Source organism: Nocardia sp. NBC_00403 (assembly GCF_036046055.1).
In the GTDB taxonomy this organism is placed as follows: domain Bacteria; phylum Actinomycetota; class Actinomycetes; order Mycobacteriales; family Mycobacteriaceae; genus Nocardia.
Window position 1 is genome coordinate 7,458,035 of record NZ_CP107939.1, and the last position, 17,069, is coordinate 7,475,103.

General features: G+C 66.7%; 16 protein-coding genes and 1 pseudogene. 4 read left to right on the forward strand and 13 right to left on the reverse strand.

Annotated elements, in window-relative coordinates:
* Window positions 1-104: 104 nt before the first annotated feature.
* Window positions 105-1,631: an Asp-tRNA(Asn)/Glu-tRNA(Gln) amidotransferase subunit GatA gene (gene gatA, locus OHQ90_RS33435; RefSeq protein ID WP_328404374.1), complete on the reverse strand. Its 1,527-nt coding sequence runs from the start codon at window positions 1,629-1,631 to the stop codon at window positions 105-107.
* Window positions 1,628-1,927: an Asp-tRNA(Asn)/Glu-tRNA(Gln) amidotransferase subunit GatC gene (gene gatC, locus OHQ90_RS33440; RefSeq protein WP_328404376.1), complete on the reverse strand. Its 300-nt coding sequence runs from the start codon at window positions 1,925-1,927 to the stop codon at window positions 1,628-1,630. Before gatC ends, gatA begins: the two co-directional genes overlap by 4 nt.
* Window positions 1,928-2,189: 262 nt before the next feature.
* Between gatC and OHQ90_RS33445 the strand changes: the two genes are divergently transcribed.
* Entirely contained in the window at window positions 2,190-2,840 is a 651-nt protein-coding gene (locus OHQ90_RS33445) for an amino acid-binding protein (protein WP_328404378.1), read from the forward strand.
* Here the strand turns inward: OHQ90_RS33445 and OHQ90_RS33450 are convergent.
* The 3 genes from OHQ90_RS33450 to OHQ90_RS33460 all read right to left on the reverse strand — a co-directional run bounded on the left by OHQ90_RS33450 (window position 2,837) and on the right by OHQ90_RS33460 (window position 5,188).
* Window positions 2,837-3,355 carry a GNAT family N-acetyltransferase gene (locus OHQ90_RS33450; RefSeq protein ID WP_328404380.1) on the reverse strand — a complete coding sequence of 173 codons (519 nt, stop codon included), beginning with the start codon at window positions 3,353-3,355 and terminating at the stop codon, window positions 2,837-2,839. The two genes, OHQ90_RS33445 and OHQ90_RS33450, sit on opposite strands and share 4 nt — an antisense overlap.
* Before the next feature lie 93 nt (window positions 3,356-3,448).
* Window positions 3,449-3,793 (reverse strand): hypothetical protein, encoded by a 345-nt coding sequence (locus OHQ90_RS33455; protein WP_328404382.1) that lies wholly within the window; start codon window positions 3,791-3,793, stop codon window positions 3,449-3,451.
* 150 nt (window positions 3,794-3,943) lie between these two features.
* Window positions 3,944-5,188, reverse strand: coding sequence for an AAA family ATPase (locus OHQ90_RS33460; protein ID WP_442941232.1), 1,245 nt, complete (start codon window positions 5,186-5,188; stop codon window positions 3,944-3,946).
* Between the two features lie 280 nt (window positions 5,189-5,468).
* Here OHQ90_RS33460 and OHQ90_RS33465 point away from each other — a divergent pair, with 280 nt between their 5' ends.
* Complete coding sequence (locus tag OHQ90_RS33465; protein ID WP_328404386.1) at window positions 5,469-5,873, forward strand: hypothetical protein; 405 nt, start codon at window positions 5,469-5,471, stop codon at window positions 5,871-5,873.
* Here the strand turns inward: OHQ90_RS33465 and OHQ90_RS33470 are convergent.
* From OHQ90_RS33470 to OHQ90_RS33495, 6 genes are all read right to left on the reverse strand, one after another.
* Complete coding sequence (locus OHQ90_RS33470; RefSeq protein WP_328404388.1) at window positions 5,870-6,988, reverse strand: S-adenosylmethionine:tRNA ribosyltransferase-isomerase; 1,119 nt, start codon at window positions 6,986-6,988, stop codon at window positions 5,870-5,872. The two genes, OHQ90_RS33465 and OHQ90_RS33470, sit on opposite strands and share 4 nt — an antisense overlap.
* On the reverse strand, window positions 6,985-7,683 hold the full coding sequence (locus OHQ90_RS33475; protein ID WP_328404390.1) for an SDR family NAD(P)-dependent oxidoreductase: 699 nt from the start codon (window positions 7,681-7,683) through the stop codon (window positions 6,985-6,987). Before OHQ90_RS33475 ends, OHQ90_RS33470 begins: the two co-directional genes overlap by 4 nt.
* A gap of 161 nt (window positions 7,684-7,844) precedes the next feature.
* Window positions 7,845-9,974, reverse strand: coding sequence for an NAD-dependent DNA ligase LigA (gene ligA, locus OHQ90_RS33480; RefSeq protein WP_442941233.1), 2,130 nt, complete (start codon window positions 9,972-9,974; stop codon window positions 7,845-7,847).
* Window positions 9,975-10,079: 105 nt separating this feature from the next.
* On the reverse strand, window positions 10,080-11,141 hold the full coding sequence (locus OHQ90_RS33485) for a methionine synthase (protein WP_442941517.1): 1,062 nt from the start codon (window positions 11,139-11,141) through the stop codon (window positions 10,080-10,082).
* A gap of 121 nt (window positions 11,142-11,262) precedes the next feature.
* Window positions 11,263-12,387 carry a tRNA 2-thiouridine(34) synthase MnmA gene (gene mnmA, locus OHQ90_RS33490; RefSeq protein ID WP_328404394.1) on the reverse strand — a complete coding sequence of 375 codons (1,125 nt, stop codon included), beginning with the start codon at window positions 12,385-12,387 and terminating at the stop codon, window positions 11,263-11,265.
* A gap of 1 nt (window position 12,388) precedes the next feature.
* Window positions 12,389-13,615, reverse strand: a complete 1,227-nt coding sequence (locus OHQ90_RS33495; RefSeq protein WP_328404396.1) for a cysteine desulfurase family protein — start codon at window positions 13,613-13,615, stop codon at window positions 12,389-12,391.
* Between the two features lie 299 nt (window positions 13,616-13,914).
* Between OHQ90_RS33495 and OHQ90_RS33500 the strand changes: the two genes are divergently transcribed.
* Window positions 13,915-14,154 (forward strand): hypothetical protein, encoded by a 240-nt coding sequence (locus OHQ90_RS33500; RefSeq protein ID WP_328404398.1) that lies wholly within the window; start codon window positions 13,915-13,917, stop codon window positions 14,152-14,154.
* A gap of 228 nt (window positions 14,155-14,382) precedes the next feature.
* A complete protein-coding gene (locus OHQ90_RS33505; protein WP_328404400.1) occupies window positions 14,383-15,045 on the forward strand; it encodes a serine protease in 663 nt (220 codons plus the stop codon).
* Window positions 15,046-15,131: 86 nt separating this feature from the next.
* On the opposite strand, the gene OHQ90_RS33510 is transcribed toward OHQ90_RS33505, so the two are convergent.
* Both OHQ90_RS33510 and OHQ90_RS33515 read right to left on the reverse strand, forming a co-directional pair.
* Window positions 15,132-15,665, reverse strand: coding sequence for an FHA domain-containing protein (locus OHQ90_RS33510; RefSeq protein WP_328404402.1), 534 nt, complete (start codon window positions 15,663-15,665; stop codon window positions 15,132-15,134).
* 575 nt (window positions 15,666-16,240) lie between these two features.
* Window positions 16,241-16,827 (reverse strand): annotated as a pseudogene (locus tag OHQ90_RS33515) (aminotransferase class V-fold PLP-dependent enzyme); the annotation flags it as partial.
* Window positions 16,828-17,069: the final 242 nt, after the last annotated feature.

Sequence of the window (17,069 nt, forward strand, 5' to 3'; positions counted from 1 at the left end):
AAGGTCGACGGTAGCCCAGAACAGAGCCAGGCAGGCAGCGCGGGATCTGCGCGCCACCCACCTGGCACCGAACTGATAGGGCCTGAATACGCGACAGCGGCGTACTAGCTGATCGGTCCGCGAGCGGCCTCGTAGGCCGCACCGACGCGGTACAGGCGGTCATCGGCAAGCGCGGGGGCCATGATCTGGAGGCCGACCGGCATGCCGTCGTCCTTGCTCAGCCCGGACGGCACCGACATGGCCGGATGTCCCGCCAGGTTGGTGGGCAGGGTGCACAGGTCCGACAGGTACATGGCCAGCGGATCGTCGACCTTCTCGCCCAGCTTCCACGGGGTGAACGGGCTGGTCGGCGAGACGAGCACATCGACCTTCTCATAGGCGTTGTCGAAGTCGCGCGCGATCAGGGTGCGAACCTTCAACGCCTGGCCGTAGTAGGCGTCGTAGTACCCGGCCGACAATGCGTAGGTGCCGATCATGATGCGGCGCTTGACTTCCGGACCGAATCCGGCGGCGCGCGTCGCGGCCATGACCTGCTCGGCGCTGTGCTGACCGTCGTCACCGACGCGCAGGCCGTACCGCATGGCATCGAATCGAGCCAGATTCGACGACACCTCGCTCGGCATCACCAGGTAGTACGCGGACAGTGCGTACTCGAAATGCGGGCACGACACCTCGACCACTTCGGCGCCGAGCTCTTTGAGCACCGCGACCGCCGCATCGAACGAGGCGAGCACACCCGGCTGGTAGCTGTCGGAGTGAAGTTCCTTCACCACACCGACTTTCAGCCCGCGCAGATCGCCCTTCGCGCCCTCGCGCGCCGCGGCGACCACCGGTGGCACGGCGACCTTGCGCGAAGTGGAGTCGCGCGGGTCGTACCCGGCGATCACCTCGTGCAGCAGTGCGGTGTCGAGCACGGTGCGCCCACAGGGGCCGCCCTGGTCCAGCGACGAGGCGCACGCGACGAGGCCGTACCTGGACACCGTGCCGTAGGTCGGCTTGGTGCCGACGGTCGCCGTCACCGCGGCGGGCTGACGGATCGATCCGCCGGTGTCGGTGCCGATGGCCAGCGGCGCCTGATTCGAGGCGAGCGCGGCCGCCGAACCACCGCCGGAGCCGCCGGGAATCCGGCTGGTGTCCCACGGGTTACGGGTCGGGCCGTACGCGGAGTTCTCGGTGGAGGAGCCCATCGCGAACTCGTCCATGTTGGTCTTGCCGAGAATCGGGATGCCCGCATCGCGCAGCCGGGTGGTCAGTGTCGCGTCGTACGGCGAGACCCAGCCCTCGAGGATCTTCGATCCACAGGTGGTCGGCATGTCCGTGGTGGTGAACACGTCCTTGAGCGCCAACGGAACTCCGGCCAGCGGCGAGGCGGGCGCGGCACCCGCGGCCAGCGCGGAGTCCACCGCGGCCGCGGCGCTGAGCGCCTGCTCCCCCGAGACGTACAGGAACGCGTTGATCTCGCCGTCGGCCGCCGCGATCCGGTCCAGGTGCGCCTGGGTGACCTCCACCGAGGACACCTCGCCACCGTGGATCTTGCCTGCCAGCTCGGCCGCAGACAGCGTGGTCAGCTCGTGCCCACCCGTCTCCCGACCGCCGCCCCTCACCGAATCGCTACGCGATGCTGAACTCATTGGGCCTCTCCCAAAATCTGCGGCACCAGGAACCGCTGCTCTTCGACCGCGGGGGCGCCCGACAGCGCCTGCTCCGGAGTCAGGCACGGCACGACCGCATCGAGGCGGGTCACGTTCGTCGCCGGATTGGGCGAGGAGGTGGCAGGGACATCGGCGGCGGCGACCTCGGAGATGGTCCGCACGTGGCTCAAGATCGAATCCAACTGACCGGCGAACTGATCCAGTTCGGACTCGGACAGGGCGAGCCTGGACAGCCGGGCGAGGTGTGCGACCTCGTCGCGGGAGATGGCGGGCACCGCGGAACCCCTTTCGGCATTGTTGAGCGTGCTTGATAGGCCACGCACAGCCTAGCGACTCGACGACGACCCGCTTCCACAGGAGCCGGACGCACGACGACACACCTCGCGTACTAGCGTGACACGCCGCATCCGCACGAAATCGCCGAGTGGCATCGATCACCCGACGGGCTTCGAGTCGATAACCGGCACTCCGGGGTGTAAGTATTGCGTGACCCGGGTATCCGTTCACCACGCTCGGCTGCCAAGGAAAGGAAAGCACGTGTCATACCTGCTCCGCGTGCAACTTCCAGATCGACCGGGAAGCCTCGGTGCGCTCGCGCTCGCACTGGGCTCCGTCGGCGCCGACATACAGTCACTGGATGTCGTGGAGCGTGGGGCAGGCTTCGCGATCGACGACCTCGTCGTCGAGGTGCCGCAGGGCGCGTTGCCCGACACGTTGATCACCGCCGCCGAATCGATCCCCGATGTGCGCGTGGATTCCATTCGCCCGTACTCCGGTGTGCTCGACACTCATCGCGAACTCGAACTGATCGACCAGGTCGCCACCGCCCGTGACGACCGCCTGCAGGTGCTCGTCGACGGCGTGCCCCGGGTGCTGCGCGTCGGCTGGAGCACCGTCATCGACATGGGTCCGCAGGGCGCCTACCGCGTTGTCGGCAGCCCGAGCGCCCCCGAGACCCAGGCCGGTTCGGCGCCGTGGATGCCGCTGGAGAAGCCCGCCGTCCTGGATCCGGAGGCCGAGTGGGTCCCGCAGATCTGGACCGACATGGACACCAAGCTGGCCGCCGCACCGCTCGGCAACACCGGGAAGGTACTGCTGCTCGGGCGACCCGGCGGCCCCGACTTCCGCCCGTCCGAGGTCGCGCGGCTCGGATACCTGGCCGGCATCGTCGCGACCGTATTGGGTTAGGTCAGCTGCAGGCGCAGCACGGTCAGTTGCTCGCCCGCGGGAGTACGCCAATCCCGTTCCGGCACAGGCACGAATCCGAAACGGTCATAGATTCGGCGAGCATCGACCATGGCGGGCATCGTGGTGAGCACCGCGGCGCTGAACGATTCCGCGGTCGCCATCTCGAGCACGGTGCGCACCAACGTCGTTCCCGCGCCGAGGCCGCGCGCCGTCTTCGAGACCGCGAGCATGCGGAACTCGAGTTCCCCCGGTCGAGCGATCTCCGCATACGGTGTGCCGGGCCGAGCCACGGTCAACGACCCGACAACGCGGTCGCCGTGCGCGGCAACCAGTACCTGCGCCGATGCTGCCCGATGCGTGATGTCGGCAAGCTCCGCGGCATAGGGGCTGCCGGGCACTACGTACCCTTCGCTGACGTACACCTCGACGGTCAGCTCGCCGATGGCGTCGTACTCGTCCGGCCGGGCGGTCCGAACCACGACCTTGTCCTTCACATCCCTGCCGGCAGCGTTCATACCGGCATCCTCCCATTCGCCGCCGAGCGTGCTGCGTCACAGCCGAGCAGCAGTGCCGCAGCTCACAACCGACGTTCGCGGCCCATGCGGCGGTCAGCTGCCGAGGTCGGGCCGGGCGCTCGGGTCGGCGAGCTGGAAGCGCTCCGGTTTGCCCGGCGGGTAGACGACCGTGAGGTAGTCGCCGATGGACGGCCACTCGTTCGTGTCCCAGACGAAACGGCCGTACACCACCGTGCCGGGGACCGTGGGACCCGTCAGATTTCCGGTGATGGTCACGAACTGCTCGCCGATGGCATCGGGGCGTGGGCTCACCCCGGTGAGGTACAGCGCACCCGTTTCGGCCTCTGTGGGCTGAATCCCCCGGCGTCCACGCAGGTAGATCACCAACCAGCCGACCAGTGCGGTGACCATGATCAGCAGCATCCCGAACTCCAGCATGTCAACCATGCTATTGGCCCTGGCGCCGCAACCGATCACGCCACGGTGAGCACGGTCTGTCCCACCATCCTGCGATTGCCTCCCCCACGTGCGGTCGACGATCGTGCCGCCGATCGGGCAGCGTGATCGACGACCGCACCCGTGCCACGGCTACCGAGCCACGAGCTCGCTGGTGCTGTTTTCGGTGCGACGCACCTGCCAGACGGCGGTGCGCGTTCGTTGCGAACGACCGTTGCCCCGGTCGATCAGCGCACGGTTGTTGGTGGTGAAGATCAATTGCGCACCACGGGAATTGGTTTCCGGATTCTGGAAGAGCTGGATCAGACGGTCGGTCTCCTCGGCGGGGAGGTCGGCGCCGATGTCGTCGACGGCAAGTACGCGGCCGGAATCGAGTGCGTCCAACATGGCAGGCAGCAAGCGCAGCAGCGACAACGTGGCGGTGGATTCGTCGGTGATGTCGAAGGCGTTGTCGATGCCGGCATGCACCAGGCCCAGGCCGACGCCGCGACGGGCCACCATCCTGGTGTAGAGGGCATCGCGCGCTGACTTCAGATTGCTCAGTTCACGGTCGAGCATGACCTCGGTGATCCCGCTCTCCCGCAACAGATTGTCGGCGTGACCAGGAGAGGAAGCGCACAGCTCGAGCTGTTTGGCGGTCCCGGCGATATCGCCGTCCAGATCCCGGAGGTAATCGGCGTACAGCGGGTCGTTCTCCGCGATCAGCAGATCCGTGATGCCGAGCTCGGCGGTGCGCAGCAGCATGAGCAATCGCACCGCATTCTCACCGGACGCCGAGACATGGCTGCCGAGTCGGTGGGCGACCGCCGTGGCCGCCGCCGGGCCTTGTTGCACCTCGAGCATCGAGGAGAACCAGCGATAGGCGGGGACAAGCGCTTCGGCGTACATCTGACCGGCGAGGCTGAGCAACAAGGCATTCGGACGCACCAACGGGATCAGCGCGGCGATGCCGTAACGCGCGGCCTCGAACATCGGCCCGATCTTGATCTGTTCTCCATTGCGTTCGAACACGATTCGCTTGCGCGAGCGCGGATGCGCATGCAACCACTCCGCCGTGACATCGGCATTGTCCAATTCGAAGCCATAGGTGTACGGGACGCCCTCGGCGACGAAACCCGCCACGAATTCCGAAGGCCGATCGGGGAAGCCGAGATGCGGCGACCGCACCGGCCCCGCATACGGATCCCACCCCGTCACCGAATTCAGCACCGCGTCGCGCATTTGCCCCAGCGCATCGATCAGACTCGTCTTCCCCGCGGCGCTCGCGCCGTGCACCCCGGTCACCGGCACCGCCACCGGCCCGCTCCCCCGGCTCAACCGCAACTCCTGCCGATCCGCCAACGATCTGTGGTTGGTCACCTGAAAACTCCGCAGCATCCCGCCATCCTGTCCTCTCCCCCGCCGCGCCGCGACACCGCCACCTCCGACCGCGCCGCACTTACCCGGAAATCCGACCGCGGGCGCTGCACTCCAGCATCCGAAATCGCGCCATCGGCAGCCCACACCAGCGGAAACGGTCGATAGCCGCGACCCTGCACGATGCGCACGGATACCGCTCATCGACACCGGATTTCTTGCTTTCTTCGCAGGTACGCGACCCATTCGTGGTGCGGGGAGTGCGCTGGGCGCGTTAGCATGCTCGCGCCACGGTTGCTTCGTGGTGCTTATTGCACCAACTGTTTTGATTGGATGGATAACGATGGAATTGACCGTTCGTCGTCTTGTGGTCCGAAGCTCCATCGTCGCCGCCCTCGGCTTGGGGTCGATCGTCGTCGCTGCTCCTCAGGCCGTCGCCGAGGCGCCGTGCCCGGACGGCACAGCGCGACTCTTCTTTACTAACGAGACGAATACTTGTCAGGGTGGTGGCACGGTCAGTTTCGACGGATCGCCCGCCATCTCCAAGGTGTGCTCGGTGGGGCGGGTCAACGTGATCGTCGACGCGACCATCAAGACAGGCAAGACCAAGACCGCCACGCGGCACCTCGATCTGAGCAACGGTCAGTGCGGGCGAATCGAAATCGCGGGTCAGCTGAACGCCACGGTGACCATCAACCCGTCCTAACTCCGAGCACCACCCGCGCCGAAAAGCAGGGCGCTGTCGCCGAACTCGTGCCAGAGGTACGCGGCGTCCAGGGCCGTCGCATAGGCCTCGTGCACGGCCGGTTCGCCTGCCACCGCGACGAGCAGATCCAAGTGCGACGCGCCGGGGGCGTGCCAGCCGGTGATGAGGCCGTCGACCGTGCGGGCCGGGTGATCGGGACCGAGGACGAGTTCGGTCCACCCGTGGGCGGGGTGGACCTGCCCGGTGTAGTCCGCGGTGGTTTCCAGGGCTCGCGTCACCGTGGTACCCACGGCGATGATGCGGCCTCCCGCCGCTTTGGCGTCGTTGACTCTGCGCGCGGTCGCGGCGGAGACTGCGAAGCGTTCGGGGCTGGGTGGTTCTCCCGCTTCCGGTGAGGACACCCCGGTGTGCAGTGTGATCGGCGCGATCGCGACTCCGGAGCTCACCAGGTCGAGCACCAGTCGCCGGGTGAACGGCCGTGCCGCGCTCGGCATTTCCGCGCTGCCGGGGATGCGCCCGAAGACCGTCGTGTAGTACGAAGACGACCAGCGTTGTGGCACATACGAATAGGTGATCGGGTAACCGTGGCGCTGCAGCAGCCGCTGCGGGTCGCCGGCGAGCTCGGCAATCCACAGTCGGCGCGCGCCGGGTAACCATGGCTCGCGCAGGGTGGCCACCGCGCCTTCCGGTAACCGGATCTCGGTGCCTGCGTCCAGCTCTTCCTCGGGTATCGGCGTGCGATCCACGGTGCGCACTTCCACCACCCACCGCCCGGTGCAACCACCGAAAGTGTCTGCGGCAGTGGTACTCGCGGAGTCGATCACCTGCGCGTCCGGTTCGGCCTGCGCATCGAGCCAGGTGGAGAAGTGCAGTGTGACCGGTCTGTCCTCGATCGTGCCGTCCACGGCCGCAGCCACAGTGGCCGAATTGTTCACCACCACAAGGTCACCCGGCATCAGGTGCTGTGGCAGTTCTCGAAATCTGGTGTGGGTGAGCCGATCCGCAGAGACCAGCATCCTGACCTCGTCGCGCGCCAGGCCGCGCGCCTCCGGCGGTGCGATGGCATTGCGCTCCGGCGGCAGGATGTGCGCCCAGTCGGCGAGAACCGACGTCATCCGGCCACCCCCGTAGCGAAATCGGCTGCCGTATAGCGCCCGTTCTTCGGACGTTCCTCGATCAGCCGCAGCAGCGCGGGGACGACGGTCTCGGGCGCGGGACGATCGGAGATATCGTCACCGGGAAACGCGGCCTGATGCATTTCGGTGCGCATATCGCCGGGATCGAAGGCGTAAATCGACACGTCGGGATGCTCGGCGGCCAGGATGGCGGTCAACTGATCGAGCGCCGCCTTCGACGAACCGTAACCGCCCCAGTCCGGGTACGGCTCGACGCCGGCATCCGAGCTGATGTCGATCGCGACACCGGCGGAGCCGAGCAGCGGCAGCGCGAACTGCAGAATCGCCAGCGGGGCGATGACATTGGTGCGATACACCCGCTCGAGTTCGTCGAGCGGATAGTCCGCCAGGCGCGGCATCGGGCTCGGACCGAGCCTGCTCGCGTTGTTCACGACGAGGTCGAGGTATCCGATCCGTCGCGCGATATCGGCCAACTCGGCGCGATGCGCCGGATCGGTGATGTCGCCGGGCACCGCGAGCACGGCGTCACCGAGTTCGGCACGCACGCGTTCGAGTCGGTCGGCGCGGCGGGCGGTGCCGATCACCTGCCAGCCGCGTCCGACCAGTGAGCGCGTCAGTGCGAGACCGAATCCTGCGGAAGCGCCCGTGATGAGAGCGGTAGGGCGGTGAACCATGGTGCACTCCTGATAGTTGCCTACCACTCGATCCTCATACCTGAACCACAGTTGAGGTCAAGAAGTGTTCACCGTCGGCACACCAACGCCCCCGAACCGACCACGATCGCGACTGCGACCGTGGCAACGACGGACTGCGACCGCGATACGACCGACCCGCCCTATTCCTTCGCTACGGCGTCCTCGGTGGCGGTGTCCTGCGCGTCCGCACCCGGCGTCACCGCTGCCGGTCCTGCTTCGAGCAGCCGCCGGAAACCGTCCTCGTCGAGGATCGGCACACCGAGTTCCTCAGCTTTCGCGGCCTTCGAGCCGGGGGCCTCACCGATGACCACGAACGCGGTTTTCTTGGAGACCGAGCCGGATGCCTTGCCGCCGCGCACCAGGATGGCTTCCTTGGCGCCGTCTCGCGAAAACCCTTGCAGCGAACCGGTCACCACAATCGACAAACCCTCCAGCGTGCGCTCGACGGACTCGTCGCGTTCGTCCGCCATCCGCACGCCTGCGGCCCGCCACTTGTCGACGATCGCGCGGTGCCAGTCGACGGTGAACCATTCCGCCGCCGCCGCGGCGATGGTCGGGCCCACACCGTCGGCCGCGCCGAGTTCCTCCGCCGATGCGTCCTGAATCCGGTCGAGGCTGCCGAATTCGCGCGCCAGCACCCGCGCCGCCGTCGGGCCGACATGCCGGATGGACAACCCGACGAGCACCCGCCACAGGGGTCGATCCTTGGCGGCCCGCAGGTTCTCCAGCAGCCGTTTGCCGTTCGCAGACAGGCCACCGTTCTTATTGGCGAACAGTGTAGTGGTGAGCAAGCGCTCCTCGGTGAGGTCGAACAGATCGCCCTCGTCGGTGATCGCACCCGACTTCAGCAGGTCGCCTGCGGCCTCGTACCCGAGCGACTCGATGTCGAAAGCGCCGCGGCCCGCGACATGGAAGACGCGCTCCCGCAACTGGGCCGGGCAGAACTGCTGGTTCGGGCAACGGATATCGGCGTCGCCTTCTTTCTGCGGTGCCAGCTCGGTGCCGCACTCCGGGCAGTTCGACGGCATCACGAACTCGCGTTCGGTGCCGGTCCGCGCGTCCACCACCGGGCCGAGCACCTCGGGAATTACATCACCTGCCTTGCGGATGGTGACGGTGTCGCCGATGAGCACACCCTTACGCTTGACCTCCGAGGCATTGTGCAACGTCGCCATCGCGACCGTCGACCCCGCGATGGAGACCGGCTCCATCACCGCGAACGGGGTGACGCGGCCGGTGCGGCCGACGTTCACCTCGATGTTCAGCAGCTTGGTCGTCGCCTCTTCGGGCGGGTACTTGTAGGCGATCGCCCAGCGTGGCGCCCGCGAGGTCGAGCCGAGGCGGCGTTGCAGCGCCATCTCGTCGACCTTGATCACCTGACCATCGATCTCGTGCTCGATATCGTGACGGTGCTCGCCCCAGTAGGCGACGCGCTCGATCACCGCGTCGATGCCCTGCACCCGCCTGGTGTGCTCGGACACCGGCAGCCCCCAAGCCGCCAGCGCACGATACGCCTCGTACTGCGAGGCAGGGGTGTATCCCTCGATGCGCCCGAATCCGTGGCAGATCATGCGCAACCTGCGCCGCGCGGTCACCGCGGGATCCTTCTGCCGCAGCGAGCCCGCCGCGGTATTGCGCGGGTTCGCGTACGGGGGTTTGCCTTCGGCGACGATGGCGGCATTGAGCGTCTCGAAGTCCGTCAGCCGGAAGTACACCTCGCCGCGCACCTCGAGCAGGTCGGGAATCGGAAACTCGTCGCTCGGCGTCAGCTCGCCGGGGATGTCCTCGATAGTGCGGGCGTTGAGTGTGACGTCCTCACCGGTGCGGCCGTCGCCGCGGGTCGCGCCGCGCACGAGGCGACCCTTCTCGTAGACGAGGTTCAGCGCGACACCGTCGATCTTCACCTCGCACAAGTAGTGCAGGTTCGACCCGGTTTCGGCCTCCACCCGGCTCGCCCATGTGCGCAGCTCGTCGAAGTCGAACACATTGTCCAGCGACAGCATCCGCTCGAGGTGATCTACGGCGGTGAAATCCGTCGCGAACCCGCCGCCGACCAGCTGGGTCGGCGAATCGGGCGTGCGCAGGTCGGGATGCCGCTCCTCCAGAGCCTGCAGCTGCCGCAACAAGGTGTCGAACTCACCGTCGGTAATGATCGGTGCATCGCGCACGTAATAGCGGAACTGGTGCTCGCGAACTTCGTCCGCAAGCCGCTGCCACTCCACCCGCTGCTCTGCCGTCGCCGGGAACGCCGCGCTGTCGCTGTCACTCACCCAACGCACATTAGCCGAGCCCACCGACATCTCGATCGCACGTTCCCGCACGTCGCCGCCCCCGATGACCCGATTCCGATCGTGCGGCACGGTGGCGGCCGACGGTCAGTCGAAGGTCAACGATTCCGGTTCTTCGGCGTAGGCGCGCGCGACTTCCGCGGACACACGCAGTGCGGTACGCGCCCATTCCAGCGGAGCCCCCGCCAATCCGCACGCGGGGCCGATCACCATCCGCTCGGCGAGCGTCTTGCGCGGGAAGCCGAGGCGATCGACGAGCCGGACGCCGGGTTCGGCGAAGTCACGCCAGGTCGCCGGCATGGCCGGGGGTGCCGTCGGCACCAGACCGAGAACCAATTGTTTTCCGGTGTCGAGGATTTCGCCGATATTGTCGAGGTCGCGGGTGCCGATGGCGGCCATGTCGAAGCCGATCGCCGCGGCGGCGCTGCCGCGCAGGAAAGTCAGCGCGGGCGCTTCGGCGCAGCTGTGTACCAACACCGGCGCGGATTGTGCGGTAATCACGGCATCCAGTACCGCAAGAGCTTCCGGTTCGGGCAGTGCCCGCACGGTATTCAGAATGCTCGGGCCGCGCAGCGAGCCTTCCAGCACCACGGTCAGCGACGGTTCATCCAGTTGCAGAACCACTTCCGCGCCGAGCCGCTTGCGCACCTCGGCCACATGCTCAGCAAGACCCTCCGCCAACGATTCCGAAACATCGCGCACCGCACCGGAATCGGTGAGGATACGGTGCCCACCGGGCAATTCCACCTGCGCGGCGAGGGTCAGCGGGCCGGTGGCCTGCACCTTGACAATGCGACCGGTGCCCGCCGAACCCGATGTCTCCCAAGCCTCTTCGAGCGCATCGAGATCCGCCCGCAGCAGGTCCCGTGCGCGCCGGGACGTCGCACCGGGTCGCGGGGCCAGCCGGTAACCCCGCGTCGTGGTGTCGAATCGCATATCGACGAGCAGGGCGGAAACCCGGCCGAGCATGTCCGCCCCGATGCCGCGCCCGGGCAACTCCACCAGATGCGCCAGATCCGGCAGCTCACCGAGGATGGTGGTCGCCGCCTCGCGTGGATCGGTGCCCGGCCACGAGCCGACGGCCGTCGCAATGCCGCCGGGGATACGCACCAGTTCTTTCGCGTCGACTTCGCCGGCTACCTTGGCGATCTCGCTCACTGTGCCACCTCTGTACGAGGCTCGCGCCTCATCGTGGGTTGCACCCCGGTGCACGCCGGGGTGCCGAAAAGGATGCGTGTGCGTGTCGCCTGGTGCCGTGCACCGGCGACGGTCACTGCGTCGCGCTCGCGCCGCTCACTGCGTCGGACTCGTCGGCCGCGTCGCGCACCGTGCCCGAAATAGTCCCACTGCCGATCACCTGATCGCCGCTGACATCCGGGCGGTACAACACGACCGCCTGGCCACGGGCCACGCCGGTCAGCGGCTCGCGCAGGCGCACCGTCAGTCCGGTACCGACCGCTTCGGCGATCGCAGGGGCCATGCCACCATGGGCACGCACCTGCACGACGCACTCGATCGGCCCGTCCGGCGCTGCGCCGGAGGTCCAAATCGCGCGATCGGCCTGCACGCCCCAGACCTCCAGGTCTTCGGCAGAGCCGACGCGGACGGTGCCCGAGTCGGGATCGATGTCGGTGACATAGCGCGGCTTACCGTCCGCGGCGGGACCTGGCAGGCCGAGGCCCTTGCGCTGGCCGATCGTGAACCCGTGCACGCCTTCGTGATTCGCGAGCACTTGGCCGGCGTTGTCGACGACCGCACCGGGCCGGATGCCGATCTTGGCACCGAGGAACGCACGGGTGTCTCCGGAGGGGATGAAGCAGATGTCGTGGCTGTCGGGCTTGTCGGCCACCGCGAGACCGCGCTCAGCGGCTTCCGCGCGGATCTGCGGCTTCGGGGTGTCACCCACCGGGAACATGGCCCGCGAAAGCTGTTGTGCCGTCAGCACGGCAAGCACATAGGACTGATCCTTGTCGGCGTCGACCGCGCGCCGCAGCACCCCGTCCTCCAGCCGTGCATAGTGCCCGGTGGCCACGGCGTCGAAGCCGAGCGCAACCGCGCGGTCGGCGAGCGCGGAGAACTTGATCTTCTCGTTGCAGCGCAGGCACGGGTTCGGTGTCTCGCCCGCCGCGTAGGCCGCGACGAAATCGTCGATCACGTCTTCCTTGAAGCGGTCGGCGAAATCCCAGACGTAGAACGGAATTCCGAGCACGTCGGCGGCGCGCCGTGCGTCACCGGCGTCCTCCTTCGAGCAGCAACCGCGCGAACCGGTGCGCAGCGTGCCGGGTGTCGCCGACAACGCAAGATGCACGCCGACCACCTCGTGACCAGCGTCGACGGCACGTGCCGCCGCCACCGCCGAGTCCACACCACCACTCATCGCGGCGAGTACTCGCATATCAGACACCTCCCTTCGCACCGGCCAGACCCGCGGCCCTGGCCCGTTCAACCACCTGGGGCAACACCCTCGTCAACGCGTCGACATCGGCGCGGGTCGAGGTGTGCCCCAACGAAAATCGCAAAGAACCACGGGCCTGCCACGGCTCGACGCCCATGGCGATCAGCACATGGCTCGGCGAGGCAACGCCCGCATTGCAGGCCGACCCGGTCGAGCATTCGATGCCGGCCGCGTCCAACAGCATCAGCAACGAATCGCCTTCGCAGCCGGGGAAGGTGAAGTGCACATTGCCTGGCAGTCGCTGCTCGCCTGCGGGGCCGTTGAGCACCGCATCGGGCACCATGTCGCGGATCCGCTCGATCAGCTCGTCACGCAGTCCGGTCAATTCGATGGTGCGCGTCGGTAACTCGGCCACCGTCTGGCGCAGCGCGGTGGCGAGCCCGACCGCCGCCGCCGTATCCGAGGTGCCCGAACGCAGATCGCGTTCGTGCCCGCCGCCGTGCAGCAGCGGCACACACGGCACCTTCCTGCCCAGCAACAACACCCCGACGCCGTGCGGCCCGCCGACCTTGTGCCCGGCGAAACTCGCCGCCGAGAGGCCGCTCGCGCCGAAGTCGATCGGCAGCTGAGCGCCGGCCTGGATGGCATCGCTGTGCATCGGAACACCGAATTCCTGTGCGACAGTAGTCAACTCGCGGATCGGCTGAATTGTCCCGACCTCGTTGTTGGCCCACATGAGGGTCACAAGCGCGACCTCGTCGACATGTTCGGCCAGCGCGGCCCGCAGCGTACGCGGCGAGACGACTCCGTCGCCGTCCACCGGCAGCCAGGTCACCTGTGCGCCCTCGTGCTGCTCCAGCCACTCGACGGTGTCGATGACCGCGTGATGCTCGGTCGAGCTCGCGATGATCCGCGTCCGCCGCGGATCGGCATCGCGCCGGGCCCAATAGATGCCCTTGATCGCCAGATTGTCGCTCTCGGTGCCGCCCGAAGTAAAGATCACCTCAGAGGGCCTCGCGCCCAGATCCGCGGCGATGGACTCCCGCGCTTCCTCCAGTAGCCGCCGCGCCGCGCGCCCCGAACCGTGCAGCGACGACGCATTGCCCGTCAGCCCGAGAGCAGCCGTCATCGCCTCGATGGCGGCAGGCAGCATCGGTGTGGTCGCCGCATGATCGAGGTAGACCGTCTTGGGCGCACCGTTGAGCTGACCCGAAAAACCCGACTTCATGACCGATAAAGCCTATCCCAGCCTTGACCTGCACATCTTGGGGGTGTCCCCCGATGTGTCCACGTTTCACCTACGATCCGCAACCCGCCGGCCGCCTTCCGGTATTCCCGGAGCCCGCCAGCGCTTCTTCGCGATCACCCTGATTCCGACGACGCCCTCGGTTCCACCCGAGGTGTGAGTGTTTCCAACCCGCGGGAGGAAGATCGCCCGCGCACCCTACGAGCAGAGTTGGTGGTGTTCACACGCGGGCAGCCTTCAGGGGTGAGGGCGACCCGGAAGCGCTCACTTAAGGAAGCATCATGAACACGACCAAAATTCGCGTAGCCGCGGCAGCGGTGGCGCTCGCACCGATAATCGCGCTCGGCACCAGCGTTGCGACCGCAGCACCGGCCGAATCTCCGCTGCCTGTCCAGGTGGCACCCTCGGAGCCAGTCCCCGTACAGGTCGAACCTGCCGTCTTGTGGTGGAACCCCTTGCTGTGGTGGGTTTGCTTCGTCCCGCCGGTCTTCCCGTTCTTTACGGGCATCTGCCTGGTGTGACCCGCTCGACAGCACCACAACAATGCAGACAACGCCGCGCGTCACACACCCGATAGCGCGGTGACCGTCATAGTGTCGTCGCTACGACGCAACTCCAACCAGACTCCATGCCAAAGAACGCCTGACAACGGGGCCTGACGCCCCGGTGGCGATAGACCCCGTCCAGGAAATGTGCAGACGTTATTCGCGCCGCACCGGATTGTCGCGGCCCGGACGATTGGATTGGACATGTTCATGAAACTCGCGAGGGCTGCCGTTGCATTTGCAGCGGGCGCAATGCTGGTCGGAGCACAAATAGGCACCGCGCATGCGGCAGGTCCGTCGATGCTGGGCGGCGGCTCCGGCTTGGTCGTCGGTGACCAGGGCATATGCACACTCACCACGATCGGGCACGATGCCGCAGGTCGGCTGGTCGGGCTCACCGCAGCACACTGCGGTGAGGCGGGTACCGAGGTCGCCGCCGAGGCCAACCGTGACGCAGGCACAGTCGGCACCTTCGCCTACACCTACACCGCGATGGACTACGCCGTCATCGAGTTCGATCCCGGCAAGGTCGTGCCCGTGAACCGCGTGGGCAACACCACGATCACCAGGTTGGGCGGTCCGGCGCAGTTCCCGGATATCGCCTGCAAGCAGGGCTACACCACGGGCCAGACCTGCGGACTGACCTACGGAGATGTGTACGGGTCCAACACCTGGACCTGGACGCAGATATGTGTCCTTCCCGGTGACTCCGGCGGGCCGGTGACGGTCGGAACAACGCTCGTCGGCATGGTCAACGGATATCTGACCGTGCCGTGCCTCGGACCGCAGCTCGGCGGGAACATGGCCGCCATCATCGACGACATCAACGCGCGCGGTGGCATCGGCGCAGGTTTCCACCCGGTCTAGCTGGACACCGTATCGACCGAGAGGAGTTGCTGCTCGGCGCCCCCGTGATGGGGCGCGAACCGACATCACACACTTGAGCCGGAGTCCTACCCCTCGTGATTGACAATCACGCCGCACGCGAGAGCACGTTCGACCACAAGCACGCGTTTTTGGTTCTGTGGCAGGTTTTCGACCTGGAATATTTTGAATATTGCCCGCAGGTGGGTTTTGACCGTGGCAACGCTCAGGCACAGATCGTGTGCAATCTGCCAGTTCGAGGCGGGGTAGCTGTAGGTAGTCTGAGCATCATTGGGGCGGCACAGCGCCTCCAGAACCAGATACTGGGCGTCGGTCAGGTCATTCCGGGTCGGCAGGCTGATCGGGACAATTGTTATTTCGTCTTCGGGCGGGTGGCCGTCGGTGAAGATGAACACCGATTCTCCGAGGCGGACGGTATCGCCGGAGTTGAGTTTCCGACGTCCTCCGATGCGCTCACCGTTGACGAAGGTCCCGTTTGTCGACATCCCGTTGTCGATGACGACCCAGCAGTCCGACACCCGCTCGATGATGGCGTGCAGTCGCGACACAGCCGCGTCGGCGGTCACAGTGATGTCGGCTGCCTTCGACCGCCCGATCGTCACACCGGGATCGTCGGGATCGAGTGGAATCTCACGCCAAATTCCGTGGCCGACACGGTAGGACAGCATGGCACCGTCAGGCGATGGTTGCCGCGCACGCTCGCCTGCCACTGAGTACGGTTCGTAACGCAGCGCCTGTTGTCCGTGCGACGTGGACATGATGCGTCGTTCCCAATCCGAGGTACGTCGTGAACTGTGGGCACCGTTCCGATTAACTAAGAATGCGCTATCATGCCGCTGATTGCACGAGTTTCAACTACTTCAGTGCGTAAGTGGGGGTTCGCTCATGCCCTGGGTCTCATTTCAGGGCCCCGTCCGGACCATGGGTGCGGCAACCGGGTGCCATGTTGATCATTCGGTCGCGACTGAGGCACGCCGTTAACAGGCAAAACGTCAACCCATCGAGCGACGCGTGAACGGATCGGCCAGATTGGAGACCACAGCCCGGGGAACTACCAGATCCTGATACCGAGTTCAATTCCAGCAAACGGTAGCCGCCGACAGTTCGCCCGTATCCTGACCGATCGGCGGACGCCCTCATACGACGGCTCGCCCTACGTGACGGCCGCGTTCTTCGCACGCAGTCCGGTCAGCTCGACAGCGCGCGTCGGCAACTCGGCGACGGTCTCACGCAGCGCGGTGGCAAGCCCGACCGCCCGCCGCGGCATCCGAGGTACCCGAACGCATATCCCGTTCATGCCCGCCGCCGTGCGGCAGCGGCACACACGGCACCTGCCTGCCGAGCAACAGCACGCCGACCCCGTGCAGCCCACCGACCTTGTGCCCGGCGAAACTCGCCGCGGACAGGCCGCTCGCGCCGAAGTCGATCGGCAGCTGGGCCGCGGCCCGAATGGCATCGCTATGCATGGGCACGCCGAATTCCTGTGCGACGGAAACTAATTCGCGGATCGGCTGAATGGTCCCGGCCTCATTGTTGGCCCACATGATGGCGACAAGGGCGACCTCGTCGACGCGGTCTGCCAACGCGGCCCGTAGCGCGCGGCGACACCACACCACCGGCGTCCACCGGCAACGAGGTCACCTGTGCGCCCTCGTGCTGCTCGAGCCAGTCGACCGCGTCGATGACCACGTGATGCTCGGTCGAGCCCGCGATGATTCGCCTCCGACGCGGATCGGCATCGCGACGGGCCCAATAGATGCCCTTGGGTTCGGACAGGGCCGCCAGCACGCCGTTGTCGGATTTGAGGTAAGCGACGAAGGCTTCTTCGACGCATGGGTAGGACTGTGCCCACTTCTCGTATGTTCGTACTCGTGGGCCATTGGTGTCGTCGATGTTCGTATCGAATACGACGACAGTGCCATCGACGTTGGTAATGACGTATCCGTGTGCTTTGGCGCCGTCGACGACGACGACCGCGGTGTCAGCACCGTTTCGTTTGTTGCGGA

Excerpts from the sequence above, each read along its gene's own strand:
- OHQ90_RS33500 (WP_328404398.1), top strand. The coding sequence starts at position 13,915 with ATGAACACGACCAAAATTCGCGTAGCCGCGGCAGCGGTGGCGCTCGCA.
- OHQ90_RS33505 (WP_328404400.1), top strand. The coding sequence starts at position 14,383 with ATGTTCATGAAACTCGCGAGGGCTGCCGTTGCATTTGCAGCGGGCGCA.
- OHQ90_RS33450 (WP_328404380.1), bottom strand. The coding sequence starts at position 3,355 with ATGAACGCTGCCGGCAGGGATGTGAAGGACAAGGTCGTGGTTCGGACC.
- gatA (WP_328404374.1), bottom strand. The coding sequence starts at position 1,631 with ATGAGTTCAGCATCGCGTAGCGATTCGGTGAGGGGCGGCGGTCGGGAG.
- mnmA (WP_328404394.1), bottom strand. The coding sequence starts at position 12,387 with ATGCGAGTACTCGCCGCGATGAGTGGTGGTGTGGACTCGGCGGTGGCG.
- OHQ90_RS33495 (WP_328404396.1), bottom strand. The coding sequence starts at position 13,615 with ATGAAGTCGGGTTTTTCGGGTCAGCTCAACGGTGCGCCCAAGACGGTC.
- OHQ90_RS33460 (WP_442941232.1), bottom strand. The coding sequence starts at position 5,188 with ATGCTGCGGAGTTTTCAGGTGACCAACCACAGATCGTTGGCGGATCGG.
- OHQ90_RS33475 (WP_328404390.1), bottom strand. The coding sequence starts at position 7,683 with ATGGTTCACCGCCCTACCGCTCTCATCACGGGCGCTTCCGCAGGATTC.
- OHQ90_RS33455 (WP_328404382.1), bottom strand. The coding sequence starts at position 3,793 with ATGCTGGAGTTCGGGATGCTGCTGATCATGGTCACCGCACTGGTCGGC.
- OHQ90_RS33470 (WP_328404388.1), bottom strand. The coding sequence starts at position 6,988 with ATGACGTCGGTTCTCGCCGACTGGGCGCACATCCTGCCGCCGGAGCGC.